Here is an 18,387-nt window from a genome sequence, read left to right on the forward strand (position 1 = left end):
TGCTCAGTGCGGTCGCGCGCCGCGCGTGGGATCGGGCAAGGGATGCAGGTGGGTGAGCCACTCGAGCGAGTCCTGGATATGAGCGGTCATCAGTGCTGAAGCGAGGACGGGATCGCGCTCGGACATCGCTTTGGCGATGCGGCGATGCGCCGCGTCGCTCAGCTGCTTGAACTCGCCGTGAACGAGAAGGTGGTAATCGGCTCCCCGGTGGTGGATGGCTCCGAGCAGCGCCGCAATCATGGGATCCCCTGCGGCTTCGATGATCCGCAAATGGAACTCCTGATCCCGTTCCTCGAAGGAAGGATCGTTGACGCTGAGAGCGGCGACTTCTTCGGCGAGCGAGCTCAGCTGACGAAGCTCCTCGTCGCTCATGCGCACCGTCGCCTGTGCCGTGACATGGGATTCCAGGACCTGCCTGAGGGGGAAGAGTTCGAGAAGTCGCTCGAGGGGCAAGAGCGGAACGACCATTGACAGGCCGGTCATGAGCTTGGGTGCGGACAAGTCCGAAACGGTGAGGCGTCCGCCGGGTTGGGACTCAAGGACGCCGACGGCGACGAGCATCTTTTGAGCTTCGCGCAGGGAGCTTCGAGACAGGCCGAAACGATCGGAGAGCTCGATTTCACCCGGAAGGCGTTGACCCGGTGCGAGCTCGCCCGTCGCGAGCATCGTGCAGAGTGCGGATCGTGCATCGTCGACGGCGCTCAAAACAGTCCTTTCGCTTGAATTGTCGGACAAGAATCCGATAATTCCATGTTTGTTGTGTGAAATATCTAGCTTTTGTCGGACAGAGGTGGGTAATCTAACGAATCAAGGTTAGACGCACGTTGAGGAGCGCCGCATGATCGAGGCACAGACCTGGGACCAACTCGATGCTCGCCCGATCCCACCGTGGTATCCCGCGGCGAAGTTCGGAATCTTCATCCATTGGGGTCCTTTCTCGGTCCCCGCTTGGCGGACGCCGTCTGACGAGCTCTTCGGCGGCTATGCGGAGTGGTACTACGCCTCGGTGTACGGGAATTATCGGAACGCCGATGGCGACTACCATGCGCGCACGTGGGGAGAGGGCTTCTCATACCGCGACTTCGCACCTCTCCTCACCGCTGAGCGCTTCGATCCCCATGATTGGGCGGCGCTCTTCAGGGACGCCGGCGCCCGCTACGTCGTTCTGACCTCGAAGCACCATGACGGCTACTGCATGTGGCCGACGAGCAATCCGCACAAGACGAACTGGAATGCCGGGGACGTCGGTCCCAGGCGGGACATTCTCGGAGAACTCGCCGGCGCCGTCCGCGCTGAGGGAATGAGAATGGGGCTCTATTACTCGATGCCCGAATGGGAGACCCACAGGAGTCACCGCTGCGATGGCGGGTACTTCATTCCCGAAGCCGATGCCAGAAAGTTCGGGATCGATCCGGACGCGTATCCGGATGAGGTCCTTCACGCCCAGTGGAAGGAGCTCAACGAGCGCTATGCGCCATCGGTGATTTACACGGACGGTGGTGAATGGGACCTCGATGAGGAGTACACGCGCACCCGGGAGCTTCTGACATGGCTGTACGAGGAATCGCCGAATCGGAATGAAGTCGTCGTCAATGACCGCATGCACGTCGGCATGCCGGGGAACCACGGTGATTACTTCTCCACCGAGTACTGCGACATCGAAGGTTACGGCTCGCACCAGCCTTGGGAGGAGAGCCGAGGCATCGGTAAGTCCTACGGCTACAACCAGGCGGAAGCGGAGGAGGATTATTCAACGGCTGCTGAACTCCTCGATTTGCTCGTCAGCACCGTCGGCCGCGGCGGAAACCTGTTGCTGAACATCGGTCCCAAGGCCGACGGGACGATCCCGGAGATTCAACGGCGCCGCCTCCTCGACATCGGATCATGGCTCAAGGCCAACGGCGATGCGATCTACGACACCATGCCGGTCGATCTTGATCTGCCCGAAGGCGCTTACGCAGTGGAACGCGATGGCTTGCTTTACATCCTGCTCACGAGCGATGGCCCGGAAGCGCTCGAACTGCCGCAGGGCATCACCCGCGTTGAAGATCTTGCGAGCGGGGAGCCGATCGAGATCGAAGAAGGGTGCATTCATCCCCAGCGCAACAGACAACTCCCGTGCGCAATGGCGTGCACGATGGAAGGAAGGACACTGTCATGAAATCCCGCACCGAAGATCAGCTATCGCCGGATCCGCTGAAGAAAGCGCGAGCGACGAGACCACTGCGCTTCTGGCACGCTCTCGTCCCCGTCGCACTCCTGGTGATATTCATCATCTGGGGCATGATTCTGGGCCCGCGCATCTTCGACCTTCCTTCGTGGCCCCTGGAGTTCACCTTCCTCTTCTCTGCGATCTGCACATGGCTGCTGCTCTTCTACCTGGGGTTCTCCTTCGAAGACGTCACGCAGGCGATGGCGGACCGGACTCGAACGGCGCTCCCCGCCATCTGGATGCTCATGGCCATCGGCGTGCTCATCGGAGCTTGGACGGCATCCGGCACGATCCCGATGCTCGTCCACTACGGGATGCTCATGATCGATCCCTCGTGGATCTACGTCGTCGCCCTGCTCCTCACATCCCTGTTCTCCGTCTTGACCGGCACATCGTGGGGATCGGTGGGAACGATTGGCGTCGTCCTCATCAACATAGGCGTCGCGACTGACGCGAATCTCGGTCTCCTTGCAGCGGCCATCATCTCGGGCGGCTACTTCGGAGACAAGATGTCGCCCCTGTCCGATACGACCAATATGGCTTCGATGGGTGCGGGGGTCCCTCTCTACGCCCACGTGCGTTCGATGCTCAACACCACGGGGCCCGCATACATCATCGCGCTCATCCTGACGACGGCATTCGGTTTCGCTCAACCTGTTCGGAGCGCGGGCGTGGACGTTTCGTCCTTCACTCAACCGGTTGCGGAGGACCTCGCGACGGCGTTCAGTTTCAACATCCTCGTGTGGGTGCCGCTGCTCGTGATGCTCGTCGGCGCAGCGCTTCGCCTGCCGCCGTTGCCAACGCTCCTGTATTCAGCCGCCTCGGGCGCCCTCGTCGCACTTGTCGCTCAGGGGTTCAGCTTCGAGAACGTCATCCAGTCGCTGATCAACGGAGTGACGATCGAAATGACCGGCGCTGAGGTCGGAGAACAGGCGATCGCGATCATCCAGCGGGGCGGTCTGTACTCGATGGCGAGTGCCGTCCTCATCACTCTGTGCGTCTTCATGTACATCGGCTCGCTCGATCTCATCAAGGCCATGGGCACCGTGGTCGATAAGGCATTCGGACGGGTGAAGTCGCGGCCGGGCATCATCCTCGCCTCCCTCATCAGCTCCGCCTTCATCAACGGCTTCTCGTCGAACCAATACGCCACGAGCTTCATCGTCGGTACGGCATTCGGCCCGAAGTACGAGGAAGCGGGCATCCCCCGCAAGGTGCTGTCACGGTCCATCGAGGACTATGGAACCTTCATCGAACCGATGCTTCCCTGGACGACGACCGGCGTGTACATGATCGGCACTCTGGGAGTCGCCTATTCCGAATACGTGCCCTACATGTTCTTGCAATGGGCGAACTTCATCATTGCGCCGCTCCTTGCGATCACGGGGATCGGGTGCTTCTACAACGAGGCTCGCCGGACGAAAGCGGAGGGCTGACAGCGCTTCGCCCCTCAGATCTCCCCGTTTGCATCCGTCTGAAGCGTTCCCTGCCCGAGTCGGTCGATCCGCCAGGACTCGGGCGGGGAGCTCTCATCACGGCTCCGCGGAATGCGGGTGTGAGCGTTCGACGATCTAGGCTGAATGGATGAACGACGAGGAGCTTCGAGCATTAGTGGGGGAACTGGCGGCCGGGGGCGCGCTGCTCGCAACGGCCGAGTCCCTCACGGGAGGAGCGTTGTCCGCGAGGATCGTCGATGTCCCCGGGGCCTCGAGGGTCTTCCTGGGTGGTGTGACGACTTACGCGACGCCCCTCAAGGCGGCGATCCTCGGTGTCGATCCGGAGGTCCTGGACAGCGCGGGTCCCGTGGACCCGCGCGTCGCGATCGCGATGGCCGAGGGCGTCCGCGCCCTCATGGGAGCCGACTTCGGACTGGCCACGACGGGAGTCGCGGGTCCCGGTCCGCAGGACGGGCACCCTGCCGGGACCGTGTACATCGCGATCGCGACACCGACGATGAGCACTCATCGGCTCTTGGCCCTCTCGGGAACCCGGGCGCAGATCCGCGCACGGACCGTGGATCGCGCCCTCGAGCTCCTCGCTGAAGCGCTCAGATCGGGAGATGGCGCGAAGGCCGACTAGACTGCTCGCGATGAACGCCGAAGAGATCCACGACCTGCGCGCCCCCCGGATGCCGCGCACCTACGCCATCCGCACCCTCGGATGCCAGATGAACGAGCACGATTCCGAACGAATGGCGGGCCTGCTCGAACAGGCCGGCCTCGTACCGGTGTCGCGAGTCCCCGAACTGGCCGGACGGGCCACGGACGCGGGCGATCAGGGTGCCGACGTCGTGGTGATCAACACCTGCTCGGTCCGTGAGAACGCTGCGACGCGCCTCTTCGGGAACCTCGGCCAGCTCGCCGCCGTCAAACGCGAGCGTCCGGGAATGCAGATCGCCGTCGGCGGATGCCTCGCCCAGCAGATGCGCGAGGGCATCATCGAGAAGGCCCCCTGGGTCGATGCGGTCTTCGGAACGCACAACATCGACGTCTTGCCCGCCCTGCTCAAACGCGCTCAACACAATCGCGAGGCGGCGGTCGAGATCGAGGAGTCCCTCAAGGTCTTCCCCTCGACTCTGCCCACGCACCGCGAAAGCGCCTACGCGGCCTGGGTGTCGATCTCGGTCGGCTGCAACAACACCTGCACCTTCTGCATCGTTCCGCATCTTCGCGGTCGTGAACGCGATCGCCGCCCCGGGGAGATCCTCGCCGAGGTCGAGGCGGTCGTCGCCCAAGGAGCCATCGAGGTGAGCCTCCTCGGCCAGAACGTGAACTCCTACGGCGTGGGCTTCGGTGAACGGGGCGCCTTCGCGGGCCTCCTGCGCGCGGTGGGCGGCATCGAGGGACTGGAGAGGGTGCGTTTCACCAGCCCCCATCCGGCCGCATTCACCGACGACGTCATCGCCGCGATGGCCGAGACCGAAACGGTGATGCCGAGCCTGCACATGCCCCTGCAGTCCGGCTCGGACGCCGTGCTCCGACAGATGCGGCGTTCGTACCGGCGCGACCGCTTCATGGGCATCCTCGACCGGGTGCGCGCCTCGATCCCGGAAGCGGCGATCACGACTGACATCATCGTCGGCTTCCCCGGTGAGACCGAGGAGGACTTCCTCAAGACCCTCGAGGTCGTCGAAGAGGCGCGTTTCGCCTCGGCATTCACCTTCCTGTACTCGCCGCGGCCCGGAACCCCGGCTGCTGATCGCGACGATCAGGTGGACCCGCAGGTCGCGCTCGAACGCTATCAGCGCCTCATCGCGCTCCAGGAGAGGATCTGCGAGGAGGACAATGCGGCCCTCGCAGGCCACGAGGTCGAAGTGCTCATCGCGCAGGGGGAGGGGCGCAAGGACGGGGCGACCCGCCGCATCTCCGGGCGCGCCCGGGACAACCGCCTCGTGCACGTCGGCATTCCCGCGGGTCTGCCGGATTCCGATCTGCCGCGTCCCGGTGACGTCGTGAACGCGGTCGTCACTCACGGCGCACCGCACCACCTCATCGCAGACTCCGGTCTGCAAGGCGGGCTCTGGCGGGTCCGCAGGACGCGGGCGGGCGACGCCTGGGAGGCGCGTCAAGCATCCGAGGCGGATGAACGAGTCTCCTTGGGAATGCCGACGCTGAGGATCGGGCGGCCCTGAGGCTCGGGCGGCGCTGAACGAGCATGCCCGCCGCACGGTGAATGTTTCGATTCGGTGACGATCGCTCGGAAGTGCCCGACGCGGTCGAGAGCCTGGCTTACCTTTAACTGCGGCGGTTCTCACAACGGTGTGAGGCCGCTCCGCCGGGGTGACAGCGGCCCCGGCCCGATGAAACGGCCCCCGCGAGCATTCGCGGGGGCCGTTCGGCGTCGAACCCGGGTCATTCGCCTTCGAACAGCGCGGGCAACTCCGTCTTCGCTTGGAGGGCGACGGAGATCCCCCGGCGGATCATGGCGTGGATCTGGCGATCAGAGAGCCCCTCAGCCACGAAGAACCGCGTCGCGAGGACGAGGGCGGATCCTGATTCGGCCTCCACGGGGAAGACGGTGGGCTGGAGGTGGTCCAGATTCCAGGCGTTCGCGATGGCGTTGAGCCTCTCGCTCGGCAACTCCCGGGCCGTCTCGGGCAGGTCGAGGCGGCACTCGACCTGGAGCCAGGGCGCATCGGCCGGTTCGCGGTGCGCCTGGATCCGCAGCCCCTCGATCTCGGTGAGGACGATGAATTCTCCCGAAGCATGGGGGAGCCCGTCCCCGGCCATCACCGCCTCGATGCGCTCGACGGTGACGGGAGCGACCTCGGTACCCCACTTCTCAGCGGCCGCATCAGGAGCCATCCGAACGGAGGGCGCCGGCTCGTGCCCGCTCGACGCGGACGATGCGGGGGAGGGGACCGCGAAGACCGCGTCCTCGTCGGACTCGAAGGTCCATGACTTCCATTCAGGCATGGGGAGCCTCCTCGGCCCACTGGTCGGGGTACTGCGCGTCGAGTCGGTTCTGCATCGCGATCGCCGACATGACGAACTGGGAGAGCTCTCCGCGGAGCTGCGCATCGGTGGCCCCGACGGCCCAGTTGAAGCAGTGGAGGAAGCGGACGGAGACCGTGGAGTCCTCATTCGCGAGGGTCGTCGCCTTCGGCAGGTAGGTCGCTGCGTTGAGGGTCCGCACCGTTTCGTTGAGGGCGTCGGTGTACGAGGCGTGGAAACGACGCGGATAGTCGCTGACGCCCTGAACGGGACGGCCCTCGGGGACGATGATGCGGATCGTGCGCGACGGCAGGAGCGCCGCCACCTGGCCACGGTCGGAGACGAAGGGGAAGACGCCCATCGATTCCAATGCGGCGCTGATCCGCTCGACCGTCACCGGCCGCGCATCTGTTGAGCTCATGCCACCACTGTATCGCCTGGAGGCGGGCGGGCGCCCCGGCGCGGAGGGGAATCGTAGAATGCCCGGGTGATGATTCCAAGCGCCCTCGACCGACCCGGCGATCTCATCGTCGCGGTCGTCGGGCAGACCGCGTCGGGCAAGTCGGACCTCTCGCTGGACTTGGCGCAGTCCTTGCCGGAACTGATGGGAGCCGCAGCGGCGGAGATCGTGTCCGCGGACGCGCTCCAGCTGTACAGGGGCATGGACATCGGCACGGCAAAGACGTCCGTGAGCGAACGGCGCGGCATCGCCCACCATCAGATCGACGTTCTGGATGTGACCGAAGAGGCTTCGGTGGCCCGCTATCAGATCGCGGCCCGAGCCGACGTGGAGGCGATTCACGGGCGCTCAGGGCTCGCCCTGGTCGTCGGCGGTTCGGGACTGTATCAAAGAGCGCTCCTGGACCGTCTGGAGTTCCCCGGGACGGATCCTGGCGTGCGGGCGGCCCTTGAGGCCGGGGCCGAAGGCCCCTTGGGGGCGCGCGGGCTGCACGCCAGGCTCGCCGCCCTCGATCCCGAGTCCGCCCGGCGCATCGACCCGCACAACGCGCGCCGGATCATCCGCGCGCTGGAGGTGATCGAGCTGACGGGGCGGCCGTACTCGTCGACCATGCCCGAACGGGTCTTCATCCGTCCCTGCGTGATGATCGCGATCCGCCACGAGCAGGCGATCCTCGACGAGCGGATCGGGAGGCGGACGCGCGCCATGTTCGAGCAGGGCCTCGTCGAGGAGGTCCGGGGGCTGCTCGACGAGGGGCTGAAGGAAGGACGGACCGCCCGCCGCGCAACGGGATACTCCGAGGCGATCGGGGTGATCGAGGGCGCGCTGAGCGAGCAGGAGGCGATCGACGAGGTCGCAGCGGCCACCCGGCGGCTCGCCCGCAAACAGGCGAAGTGGCTGCGCCCGGATCCGCGCGTCCACTGGATCGATGCCGATTCCCCCGATGCCCTGGTCCGCAGGGCGGGTGAGATCGTCCAGAAGTCGGTCGAGGCGCACCTGGGGGAGGACGCCCGATAGCCTGAGGGCATGAACAAGGGGACTGGCGCGCATCTGCGGATGGCGAAGGCGCACGGGACGGGCAATTCCTTCCTCGTGTACGTCGATGATGAGGACGAGATCGACCTCGCGCCCGAGGACGTGCGCCGCCTCTGCTCCCCCGCGTTCGGCATCGGCGCCGACGGCCTCATGAGGGCGGTGCGGCGCGAGGGCCGCTGGTTCATGGACTACCGGAACGCGGACGGGTCGCTCGCCGAGATGTGCGGGAACGGCATCCGCGTCTTCGTCGATCATCTCCGGCGGGAGGGCCTGTTCGACGGCGCTCGGATCAAGGTCGGGACGAGGGGCGGCGTCCGTCAGGTCCTAGTGGTGCCGAGGGCGGAGGGCGGCGTCGAATACAGGGTCGATATGGGGGCCGCCCGTTCGACGGCCCTCGAGGGGATCGATGTGAGGATTCCCGGCCTTGGCGGTGCGCATCGGGGGATCTTCATTGAGATGCCGAATCCTCACACGGTGATCGCCGTGGAATCGGAGGAGGAACTCGCCTCCCTCATCTTCCCGACGATGGACGCCGAGCGCGCCCCCTCGGCCCTCCGGCCGAGTCTGGATCCGCGTCCGGCCCGCGGCACGAACCTCGAAGCGGTCGTCGACCTCGGCGATGACGAAGACGAGGGCGTCATTTCGATGCGGGTCCTCGAACGAGGAGTCGGCGAGACCCTGTCGTGCGGAACGGGCTGCTGCGCGGCCGCGCTCGCGACTGCGATCCGCCGGGGCCCGGGTGCGCCGGACTCGTGGCGCGTCCGCATCCCCGGGGGAGAGGTGCGCGTCGACATCGAAGGCGTCCTCGAGTTCGGCGAGGACGGGCCGCGCGTGACCGGGGCTCCGGTGATCCTCACGGGTCCGGCGGAGCGCGTCGGCCTCGTCGACTGGGGGAAGGGGGCCTGAAGGGCGGGCCTCAGGAGGCGATGCGGACCTCGATGATCCGGAAGCCCTTCTTCGAGGCGAATTTGACGGCGCGCAGCCCCTGCCCGTTGAGCCAGTCGATGAGGGAATCGGCTCCGAGGTTGCGCTGGACCACCAGGTGGGCCGCTCCGTCGGCGCTGAGACGGGGGAGCCAGGCGAGCAGCAGTCCGTGCAGCGCCTCCTTGCCGATGCGGATCGGCGGATTCGACCAGATCGCGTCGAAGCGCAGATCCTCGGACTCAGCTTCCTCGAGCGCCTCTTCGGCGTCGAGGGCGCGCAGGTTCGGGCAGCCGTTGATGCTCGCGTTGCGCCGCGCGAGGTCGACGGCCCTCGAGTTGACGTCGATCGCCCAGACCTCCGCCCCGGGGGCCTCCTTCGCCATCGCCAGTCCGATCGGCCCCCATCCGCAGCCGAGATCGAGGAAACGGCCCTGGGAGGGCAGGTCGGGGGCTTCGGACAGGAGCTGACGCGTTCCCAGATCGAGGTGCGTCGCTGAGAAGACCTTCGGGCTCACCCGGGCGACGAACTCCGCGCCGCGCGCCTCGAAGCGCAGGGTCCGCAGATCGGAGTCCGCGGCGGGCGCATGATCGGAGAAGTACTGTTCTTGCACATCCCCAAGGGTAGCGGCACTCGAGCCCGTCATGGCGTCGCGCTCCTTCCAGCAGACGGTGGGTGCGCAGGAGGACGGGGCGCGGGCGTGACACACTGGGGGGACCATCAAATCGGCTGAGAGGAACTCAATGGGGGAGCCTGACACAGGGTCCGAGCGCCTGAGGGACGAGGCTGCGGCGGAGAGTCTCGTCGCACGGATCCTCGCCCGCCGCGGTACGGCACTAGAATCCACGCAGGGCCTCGATCACTCCCGCGATGCGGGTGAGCTCGAAAGGGAGGCGCGCGCGGGTACGCGGCGCGTCCAAGCCGACCGCAAGGACCGGGAGGAGATCTTAGAGGTCGAGTACCGTCAGGTGCGTCTCGAAAAGGTCGTCCTGGTCGCCCTGAGGACCGATCAGAGCGAGGAGGAGGTCGACACCTCCCTGCGCGAGCTCGCCGCCCTCGCCGAGACGGCCGGCTCCCAGGTCCTGGACGCCCTCGTTCAGAAGAGGACCCACCCCGATCCGGCGACCTACCTCGGTTCGGGCAAGGCCAAGGAGCTCGCCGAGATCGTCCGCGCAGCCGGAGCGGACACGGTGATCGTGGATGAGGAGCTCGCGCCTTCTCAGCGTCGCGGGCTCGAGGACGTGGTCGACGCCAAGGTCGTCGATCGCACCGCGCTGATCCTCGACATCTTCGCCCAGCACGCGAAGTCCCGCGAGGGCAAGGCACAGGTGGAACTCGCTCAGCTCGAGTACCTTCTGCCGCGCCTGCGGGGCTGGGGCGAGTCGATGTCGCGGCAGGCGGGCGGGCGCGTCGCCGCGGGCGCGGGCATCGGATCGAGGGGCCCGGGCGAGACGAAGATCGAACTCGATCGCCGCAGGATTCGGACGCGCATGGCGAAACTGCGCGAGGAGATCCGCAAGATGGAGCCCGCGCGCCGCACGCAGCGCCTGTCGAGGCGGAGGGGCCGGGTCCCTTCCGCGGCGATCGTCGGGTACACGAACGCGGGGAAGTCGACTCTGCTCAATCGCCTCACGGGCGCGGAGGTCCTCGTCGAGGACGCCCTGTTCGCGACCCTCGACCCGACGGTGAGGAGGGCGAAGACCTCGGACGGGCGCGCCTACACGCTGACGGACACCGTGGGCTTCGTCCGCAACCTGCCGACTCAGCTCGTGGAGGCGTTCCGCTCGACTCTGGAGGAGGCCGGAGAAGCGGACCTCCTCATCCACGTGGTCGACGCCGCGCACCCCGACCCGCTCGGGCAGGTCGCAGCGGTCCGCACCGTCCTGTCCGAGATCGAGGGGGCGCTCGAGATCCCCGAGATCATCGTGCTCAACAAGGCCGATCTCGCTGAGCCCGAGCGCCTCGCCCTGCTGCGCACGCACTTGCCCGAATCGGTGGCCGTATCCGCGGCGGCCGGAACGGGGATCGAGGAACTCGCCTTCAGGATCGAGACGGCGCTCCCGCGCCCGCGCGTCGAGGTCGAGCTCGTCCTGCCCTATTCGCGCGGGGACCTGGTCCACCGCATCCACGAAGAGGGCGAAGTCGATTCGGAGGAATACGTCGATGCGGGGACCCGGGTGAGGGCCCGAGTCGATCAACGGCTCGCAGCGGACCTGGAGCCCTTCGTCGTCTCCTCCCCGGACGAGGCCGCCTGCAAGACCCACGACCGGCCCCTTCGCGCCGGGCCGGACGGCGACGATGAGTGAGGCCGCCGAGGAGGCGGCCGTACTGCTCGACCGCGTCATCGAGGCCATGGGCGGCGCCCGGCGCGAGGGGCAACGCACCATGGTCGAGGAGATCGCGACGGCGATCGAGGACGGCGCCCACCTCCTCGTCCAGGCGGGCACCGGCACGGGCAAGTCGATCGGCTACCTGGTGCCCCTGCTCGATCACTGCCGGCGCAGCGGGGAACGCGCTCTCGTCTCGACTGCGACCCTCGCCCTCCAGCGCCAGATCATCACGAAGGACGCCCCCGTGGTGATCGAGGCTATGGCGGGCCTGGCCGACTGGCGCCCGAGGATCGCGGTCTTCAAAGGCTGGTCGAATTACCTGTGCCTCAACCGCGTCCACGGCGGCTACCCGGGCGAGGGGACCCTCTTCGACGCGCTCGACGCGCTCGACGCTGCGCAGGCGAGGGGGCCGAGCGCTCTGGGCGAAGAGGTCGTGCGCCTGCGCGAGTGGGCGAAGACGACGGATACGGGGGACAGGGACGACCTCGTCCCCGGGGTCGCCGATCGTGCCTGGCGGCAGGTGAGCGTCTCCAAGCGGGAGTGCCTGGGGCGCGCGTGCCCCATGATCGAGGAGTGCTTCGCCCAAGCCGCACGCCTCGAGGCCGCGGAAGCGGATCTGGTCGTCACGAACCACTCGCTCTTCGGCATCCATTGCACGGGCGAGACCGACATCCTGCCCCAGTTCGGCCCCGTCATCATCGACGAGGCCCATGAGCTGGCCGACCGGGTGAGGGACCAGTCGACCCTCGCGCTCTCCGCGGGCATGCTCGCGCGGATCGCCCGCACACTGCGCTCGCGGACGAAGATCGAGGCCGGGGACCTGGAGAGGGCCGCCGAGGAACTGGGAGCCGCGATCGCGCCCCTGCCCAAGGGGCTCGTCGAGGAGCGGCCCGGCCCGCTGGTCGACGTGATGCTCCTCGTCGATGAGGCCCTCCGACGCGCAGCGAGCGCGGTTTCCGACTCCCGTGCGGACTCGGCGGATAAGACGCTCGCCCGCGCGGCGGTCGACGAGGCGCGGGCGTTCATCGATGCGTGGTCGAAGGATCCGGACTCGATGATCCTGTCGGTGTCGGCGCTCCAGGGGGCGGAGTCGGATCTCATTTCGATCAGCCCTTTGGACGTGGCCCCCGCCCTGGGCCTGCGCGGCTTCGGCGAGCGGGGGGCGATCCTCACGTCGGCGACCCTGTCCCTGGGCGGTTCCTTCGATGCCATAGCCCGGGAATGCGGTTTCATGATGTCGTCCGCGGAGTTCAAGGGGATCGACGTGGGGACCCCCTTCGACCCCGCGTCGCAGGCGATCATGTACATCGCCCGGGACCTGCCCGATCCGGGGGCGCCCGGCCTCGGCGAGGAGGCCCGGGATCGTCTCGTCGAGCTCGCCGAGGCCTCCGGGGGCGGCCTCCTCGGCCTCTTCTCCTCGTGGAAGGCCGCGGAGGCAGGGGCCCAGGCCCTGCGAGAGCGCACGGGCCTGAAGGTCTACATGCAGGGCGATGAAACCCTGTCCGCCCTCGTGGATCGTTTCCGCGAGGAGGAGGACTCCTGCCTGGTCGGGACGCTGTCGCTGTGGCAGGGGGTCGACGTGATCGGGCCGTCCTGCCGCCTCGTGGTCATCGATCGCATCCCCTTCCCGCATCGTGAGGATCCGGTTGCGAAAGCGCGCTCCATCGACGCAGGCAGGCGCGGGTTCTCCGGATTCCAGACGGTCTCGCTCACGAGGGCGGCCCTCCTCATGGCCCAGGGGGCAGGCAGGCTCTTGAGGTCGGGCGGTGATCGCGGCGTCGTGGCCCTGCTCGATCGCAGGCTCCTGACGAAGTCCTACGGCGCGTTCATCCTCCGCTCCATGCCGAGGATGTGGCCGACGACGGATCGGGAGGTCGTCATGGGGGCGCTGTCGCGGCTGGCCGACGGGGCCGCCGGGAAGTGATCGGCGATTCGCCGCCCGACGCGCTCCTGTCGGGGCGGTCGAACAGGCACAATAGGGGTGGGATCCAGCTCGCCGAAGGACGGGGGCATTTCCCGAGGAAGGACGCGAAAGAATGACCGCCCAAATGAAGAGCCTGTATCCGGCGAAGTCGGCAGGACGGCCCTCGAAGATCGCGATCGTCGGGGCGGGGGCGGTGGGCACTGCCGTCGCCTACGCCTGCGCGATGCGAGGCGATGCGCGCACCATCGTGCTTCAGGACATCAACAAGGCGAAGGTCGAGGCCGAGGCCCTCGATATCGCTCACGGCATTCAGTTCACCCCTTCCGGTTCGGTGGAGGGATCCGACGACGTGGAGATCGTGCGGGGCTCGGATCTCGTCATCGTGACGGCCGGTGCGAAGCAGAAGCCCGGGCAGTCGCGCCTCGAACTCGCCGAATCGACGGTGGGTCTCATGAAGACGATCGTTCCCCGTCTCCAGGAGGTCGCGCCCGACGCGGTGTTCATGTTCATCACGAACCCGGTCGACGTCGTCACCTATGCGGCTCTGAAGATCACGGGGCTTGCGCGCAACCAGGTCTTCGGTTCGGGCACGGTGCTCGACACCTCCCGTCTGCGCTACCTCGTCTCGCAGTACACGGGCGTGGCCACTCAGAACATCCACGCCTACATCGCCGGTGAGCACGGGGACTCCGAGGTCGCCCTGTGGTCCTCCGCTGAGATCGGCAACGTACCGCTCGAGCACTGGGGGCCGACCCTCGACGGCGGCCATTTCGATGCGGCGCTGCGCAAGTCGATCGCGCAGGACGTCGTGCAGTCGGCGTACAAGATCATCGACGGCAAGGGCGCGACGAACTACGCGATCGGTCTGGCCGCGGCGAACATCGCCGGGGCGGTGCTGCGCGATGAGAATCGGGTGCTCACGATCTCGACGCTCCTGGAGGACTGGGAAGGCATCTCCGATGTCTGCATGGCCGCCCCGACGATCGTGGGGCGTGTTGGCGCGGGCCGCGTCCTCAACCCGCCCCTGACGCTCAATGAGCGCGACGGCTTGACGGCTTCGGCGACCCGCCTGCGGCAGGTCGCTCGCGACTTGGGCTTCTGAGTCCGAGAAAGCGCGGCGGGGGCGGCACCTTCACGGTGCCGCCCCCGCTCGCGTGATGAGGGGCGGGCCTCGTCGTCTATGCGAGGGAGCGCAGGACGGTGACGACTCGGCCGAGAATCGTGGCGCAGTCGCCCTGGATGGGCGAGTAGTCCTCGTTGCAGGGCAGGAGCCAGACGTGGCCGTCCGTGAAGGAGAGGACCTTGACGGTCGCCTCGCCGTCGATCATCGCGGCGACGATCTGGCCCTCGGAGGCGTCGGGTTGAGAGCGGACGACGACGAAGTCGCCGTCGAGGATGCCGGCGTCGATCATGGAATCGCCGTGGACTTCGAGCATGAAGAGCGTGCCGTGGCCGGTGAGGCGGGTGGGGAGTGCGAAGACGTCCTCGACCTGCTGCTCCGCGGTGATGGGCGCGCCCGCGGCGATCCGCCCGACGAGGGGGACGGAGGTGGATTCCTCGTCGACGTGCGCCGCGGGCAATTCGATCGTCACGACGCGGGTTTCGGGGGTCGTTCCGGTCGGGGCCGGGGAGGGGTCCACCCCGAGCTCCTCGCGCGCCGCTCGGGAGAGCTCGAGCGCCCTGGGGAGGCCGGGGACCCGTTGGAGGTATCCGCAGCGCTCGAGGGCGTCGAGGTGGTGCTTCACCGTGGAGGGCGAGGCGAGGCCGACGCGCGTGGCGATCTCGCGGACGGAGGGCGGGAAGCCGTGGGCGCGCACTTCCTCGTGAACGACGAGGAGGATCTGACGCTGCCGCTCGGAGAGCTGATCCTTCGGTGCCATGGGGCCTCCTGGTTCCTCGGGTGGACGCAGATGCACATGGCCCCTGTTCCACTTGTAGGGCCAGGGTATCCGAGCCCGGGCCGGAGATGAAACATCTGTTCGAGCAAGTCTCGACTTCATCCCCCTCACCTGATATCGTACAGGTGTTCGACGAACATGTGTACGATTCGACGAAGGAGAACCTCATGAGCGCGATGGTATCGGCGGCCCGCACCGTATCCCCCGTCTTCGGCGATTCGCGCCCGGTATCGGGGCTCGGCTCGCATTCGGCCGAGGTGCGCTCCTTGGATTCGGCTCCTTCGGCCAGGCGCCGGCGCGAGGCCCTTCGCCGTGACGAGCCCTCCAGCCTCCGCCGCCCCGTCGTTCCCGCATCGCGCGGAGTCGGCGCGGGTGCGCGCCTCGTGCGCCTCCTCGCGGGGGCTCTCGCGACCCTCGCCCTCGGTGCGGCCGGTGCTGGCGCGGGTCTGATGCTCTCGCCGGGAACGTATTCGGGCCCGACCGCCGTGCACGCGGTGAGCTCCGGGGAGTCCCTCTGGTCGATCGCTCAGGGCGTGAACACTGATCGCCCGCTCGAAGAGGTCGTCACCGATATCGAGGCCCTCAACGGCATCGAGGGCGGGCTCGTCGTGGGCGATCTCATCGAGGTCCCGATTCGTTAACTCTTCCGCTCGGGGGCTTGAGGCTCTCTTGGTCGAAGGGGCATTCGTGGGGTGCGTGTTTCCACTGGGGCGCGTGAAACGTGTAGCGTGAAGGGGTGCACTGCCCCTTCTGCCACAATCCGGATTCCCGGGTCGTCGACACGCGCATCGCTGATGATGGCGCCTCGATTCGTCGTCGGCGTGAATGCACGGCGTGCAAGAAGCGCTTCACCACGCTCGAGACCTCGTCGTTCCAGGTCGTGAAGCGCTCGGGGGTCGTCGAGCCCTTCTCCCGCAACAAGGTGGTCGCAGGCGTGCTGCGGGCCTGTCAGGGGCGCCCGGTCACGGATGATCAGCTCGCCGTCCTCGCCCAGCAGGTTGAGGAGCAGCTGCGCTCGACGGGGGTGTCGAATGTGTCCTCCGAGGAGGTCGGCAAGGCGATCCTGCCCTTTCTCCGCGAGCTCGATGAGATCGCCTACCTCCGCTTCGCATCGGTGTACCGCGCCTTCAACTCGCTTGAGGACTTCGAGGCCGCGATCGCGACCCTCCGGGGCAGGGCGCAGGAGCAGGCCAAGCCGAAGCGGACGCGCTCCAAGAAGCGCGCACGGGAGGACGCCCCGACCCTGCTCGACGACTGAGCCGCAGGGGCGCCCCGGATCAGTCCGTCCGCCCTGCGGATCCCTCGAAAGGCCTAGGGTTTTGCCCGAGCGGATGGGGCCGCTCGATGAGTCCGATCGGCCCGGAGGAGCCGTCCGCTCGCACTGCGGCGCGGGGCCGCGGAAGCCGCCCCCTCTTGCTCGCGGCCGCTACTCGCCGTTCCTCCCGGCGACGTTGCGGAGAGCCTGAGCGGCGTTCTCGGCCGCATCCTTCACCGAGCTCGCCGCGCCGAGCACCTGCTCGCGGACCTTCTTGCGCATGACCTTGCCCAGCTGGCTGCGCGGGAGCTCGGTCATGATGACGAGCTGGCGGGGCAGGGCGTAGTGGGCGAGCGACTTCTCCGCCCACTCGCGCACGTCGGCCAGAGTGATCGAGGCTCCCGCCTCGAGGACGATCGCGGCGACCACGTCCTCGCCCGCTGTGCCCGCGGGGATGCCGATGACGGCCACATCGCGCACGCCCGGCATGGAACGGACGGCCTCCTCGACCTGGCTCGGGTACACGTTGAACCCGGAGGAGTTGATCATCTCCTTCCGGCGGTCCGCCATGTAGACGAATCCGTCGCGGACCGTGACGAGATCGCCGGTGCGCAGCCAGCCCTTGTGGAAGACCTCCTGGGTCTCGTCGGGACGCATCCAATATCCGGCGAAGACCTGGGGCCCGCGGACGAGGAGCTCGCCGATTCCCCCCGTCTCGATCTCGCGGTCGGGATCCTCCGGATCGACGATGCGGATCTCGGTCGAGGGGAAGGGGAGGCCGAGGGCGCCCGGTCGCCGATCGGCGGACAGGGGCGAGCCGAGGAGGATCGGGGAGGCCTCGGTCATGCCGTAGCCCTCGATCATCAGGCCAGAGGTCGCCGCCTCCCACTCGGCGGCGAGCTCGCCGGACAGGGGCATGGCGCCCGATAGGGAGAAGGTCATGGAGCTCAGGTCGGCGCCCAGGGCCTTCGCGGAGGCGAGGAGCCGCTCGTACATCGGGGGGACGCCGAGGAAGAAGGTGCAGGGGAGGCGCTTCTGGCTGGTGAGGATCATCGTGGTGTCGAACTTCGGGAACAGGGCGACGGTCGCGCCGAGGCGCAGGCCCGCCATGAGTCCGACCGTGAAGCCGAAGGCGTGGAAGAGGGGCAGGACGCAGTAGAAGACCTCTGCGCCCTCGTGAAGGACGGGGACCCAGGCGATGGACTGGGCGACATTGGCCAGGATCGAGCGGTGGGTGAGTCTCGCGGCTTTCGGGACCCCGGTGGTGCCGCCGGTGTGGATGAGGAGCGCATCGTCGTCGGGCGAGACCTCGACGCGGCGCAGCCACCTCGGCGATTGGGCCACTTCGCGGTCCCAGGACCTGGCCCAGCGGGGCGGTCGGGCCGAGAGCGCGTCGCGTTTCGTCCTCGCTGATTTCACGGGCAGGCGCAGAAGGACTTGCGCGGGGCCGGGAAGGGCGCGCGTGATGTCGACGGAGAAGACCGTCGTCGAGCGGTCGAGGAAGCTGAGGGAGGGGACGGTCTTCTCCCAGGCGATGACGACGCGGGCGCCGTGGCGCGCGAATTCCTCGCGGAGCTCGCCGAGGGGCGCCAGGGGGTTGTGCTCGACGGCGATCGCGCCGATGGACATCGTCGCGAGGATGGCGATGACGTGCTGGGGGCAGTTCGGCATGACGAGGCCGACGCGGTCGCCCTTGGCCACCCCTGCGCGGATGAGGACCACCGCGGCGCGTTGAACCCGTTCGATGAGCTGGGAGTAGGTGATGGGCCGTGAGAAGAAGTCGAGGGCGACGCGTTCGGGGTAGCGGGCGGCGACCTCTTCGACCATGCGGGGCAGGGTCGTGTCCGGAATGTCGATCGTATGGGCGACGCCGGGTGCGTATCCGCGGCGGAGGTCGTCGGTGAGCGTCATTGCGGCAT

Annotated in this window: 17 protein-coding genes; 11 read left to right on the plus strand and 6 right to left on the minus strand. The window is 67.6% G+C overall.

Translation table 11 applies throughout. The features are described from left to right. Nucleotides 1-3: 3 nt before the first annotated feature. Nucleotides 4-705 carry a FadR/GntR family transcriptional regulator gene (locus HD592_RS04920; protein ID WP_184452342.1) on the minus strand — a complete coding sequence of 234 codons (702 nt, stop codon included), beginning with the start codon at nucleotides 703-705 and terminating at the stop codon, nucleotides 4-6. Between the two features lie 133 nt (nucleotides 706-838). Here HD592_RS04920 and HD592_RS04925 point away from each other — a divergent pair, with 133 nt between their 5' ends. The 4 genes from HD592_RS04925 (at nucleotide 839) to miaB (ending at nucleotide 5,843) form a co-directional block, all read left to right on the plus strand. After that, nucleotides 839-2,161, plus strand: a complete 1,323-nt coding sequence (locus tag HD592_RS04925; RefSeq protein ID WP_221437815.1) for an alpha-L-fucosidase — start codon at nucleotides 839-841, stop codon at nucleotides 2,159-2,161. 122 nt (nucleotides 2,162-2,283) lie between these two features. Further along, nucleotides 2,284-3,648, plus strand: coding sequence for a Na+/H+ antiporter NhaC family protein (locus HD592_RS04930; RefSeq protein ID WP_184452343.1), 1,365 nt, complete (start codon nucleotides 2,284-2,286; stop codon nucleotides 3,646-3,648). A 148-nt stretch (nucleotides 3,649-3,796) separates the two neighbouring features. Further along, on the plus strand, nucleotides 3,797-4,291 hold the full coding sequence (locus HD592_RS04935; RefSeq protein WP_184452344.1) for a CinA family protein: 495 nt from the start codon (nucleotides 3,797-3,799) through the stop codon (nucleotides 4,289-4,291). A gap of 10 nt (nucleotides 4,292-4,301) precedes the next feature. Further along, nucleotides 4,302-5,843 (plus strand): tRNA (N6-isopentenyl adenosine(37)-C2)-methylthiotransferase MiaB, encoded by a 1,542-nt coding sequence (gene miaB, locus HD592_RS04940; RefSeq protein ID WP_184452345.1) that lies wholly within the window; start codon nucleotides 4,302-4,304, stop codon nucleotides 5,841-5,843. A gap of 220 nt (nucleotides 5,844-6,063) precedes the next feature. Here miaB and HD592_RS04945 read toward each other — a convergent pair whose 3' ends face one another. Continuing rightward, on the minus strand, nucleotides 6,064-6,627 hold the full coding sequence (locus HD592_RS04945; RefSeq protein WP_184452346.1) for a YbjN domain-containing protein: 564 nt from the start codon (nucleotides 6,625-6,627) through the stop codon (nucleotides 6,064-6,066). Beyond that, nucleotides 6,620-7,066, minus strand: a complete 447-nt coding sequence (locus HD592_RS04950) for a YbjN domain-containing protein (RefSeq protein WP_184452347.1) — start codon at nucleotides 7,064-7,066, stop codon at nucleotides 6,620-6,622. The genes HD592_RS04945 and HD592_RS04950 overlap by 8 nt, the downstream gene beginning before the upstream one ends. A 69-nt stretch (nucleotides 7,067-7,135) precedes the next feature. Between HD592_RS04950 and miaA the strand changes: the two genes are divergently transcribed. Next, the gene (miaA, locus tag HD592_RS04955) at nucleotides 7,136-8,122 is read left to right on the plus strand and encodes a tRNA (adenosine(37)-N6)-dimethylallyltransferase MiaA (RefSeq protein ID WP_184454457.1); all 987 of its coding nucleotides are present in this window, start codon (nucleotides 7,136-7,138) and stop codon (nucleotides 8,120-8,122) included. Nucleotides 8,123-8,131: 9 nt separating this feature from the next. Continuing rightward, the gene (dapF, locus tag HD592_RS04960; RefSeq protein ID WP_184452348.1) at nucleotides 8,132-9,046 is read left to right on the plus strand and encodes a diaminopimelate epimerase; all 915 of its coding nucleotides are present in this window, start codon (nucleotides 8,132-8,134) and stop codon (nucleotides 9,044-9,046) included. A gap of 10 nt (nucleotides 9,047-9,056) precedes the next feature. On the opposite strand, the gene HD592_RS04965 is transcribed toward dapF, so the two are convergent. Then, nucleotides 9,057-9,674 carry a methyltransferase gene (locus tag HD592_RS04965; protein ID WP_184454459.1) on the minus strand — a complete coding sequence of 206 codons (618 nt, stop codon included), beginning with the start codon at nucleotides 9,672-9,674 and terminating at the stop codon, nucleotides 9,057-9,059. 130 nt (nucleotides 9,675-9,804) lie between these two features. Between HD592_RS04965 and hflX the strand changes: the two genes are divergently transcribed. From hflX to HD592_RS04980, 3 genes are all read left to right on the plus strand, one after another. After that, nucleotides 9,805-11,367, plus strand: coding sequence for a GTPase HflX (gene hflX, locus HD592_RS04970; protein WP_184452349.1), 1,563 nt, complete (start codon nucleotides 9,805-9,807; stop codon nucleotides 11,365-11,367). Further along, entirely contained in the window at nucleotides 11,360-13,315 is a 1,956-nt protein-coding gene (locus tag HD592_RS04975) for an ATP-dependent DNA helicase (protein ID WP_184452350.1), read from the plus strand. The genes hflX and HD592_RS04975 overlap by 8 nt, the downstream gene beginning before the upstream one ends. A gap of 112 nt (nucleotides 13,316-13,427) precedes the next feature. Further along, a complete protein-coding gene (locus HD592_RS04980) occupies nucleotides 13,428-14,417 on the plus strand; it encodes an L-lactate dehydrogenase (protein ID WP_184452351.1) in 990 nt (329 codons plus the stop codon). 76 nt (nucleotides 14,418-14,493) lie between these two features. Here HD592_RS04980 and lexA read toward each other — a convergent pair whose 3' ends face one another. After that, complete coding sequence (lexA, locus tag HD592_RS04985) at nucleotides 14,494-15,195, minus strand: transcriptional repressor LexA (protein ID WP_184452352.1); 702 nt, start codon at nucleotides 15,193-15,195, stop codon at nucleotides 14,494-14,496. Nucleotides 15,196-15,380: 185 nt separating this feature from the next. Here lexA and HD592_RS12160 point away from each other — a divergent pair, with 185 nt between their 5' ends. Together HD592_RS12160 and nrdR are read left to right on the plus strand one after the other, a co-directional pair. After that, nucleotides 15,381-15,854: a LysM peptidoglycan-binding domain-containing protein gene (locus HD592_RS12160; protein WP_246429986.1), complete on the plus strand. Its 474-nt coding sequence runs from the start codon at nucleotides 15,381-15,383 to the stop codon at nucleotides 15,852-15,854. 95 nt (nucleotides 15,855-15,949) lie between these two features. After that, nucleotides 15,950-16,471, plus strand: a complete 522-nt coding sequence (nrdR, locus tag HD592_RS04995) for a transcriptional regulator NrdR (RefSeq protein ID WP_184452353.1) — start codon at nucleotides 15,950-15,952, stop codon at nucleotides 16,469-16,471. A 168-nt stretch (nucleotides 16,472-16,639) separates the two neighbouring features. Here nrdR and HD592_RS05000 read toward each other — a convergent pair whose 3' ends face one another. Beyond that, complete coding sequence (locus tag HD592_RS05000) at nucleotides 16,640-18,379, minus strand: AMP-binding protein (RefSeq protein ID WP_184452354.1); 1,740 nt, start codon at nucleotides 18,377-18,379, stop codon at nucleotides 16,640-16,642. Nucleotides 18,380-18,387 lie beyond the last annotated feature (8 nt).

The sequence above is a fragment of the Schaalia hyovaginalis genome, from assembly GCF_014208035.1.
GTDB lineage: Bacteria > Actinomycetota > Actinomycetes > Actinomycetales > Actinomycetaceae > Pauljensenia > Pauljensenia hyovaginalis.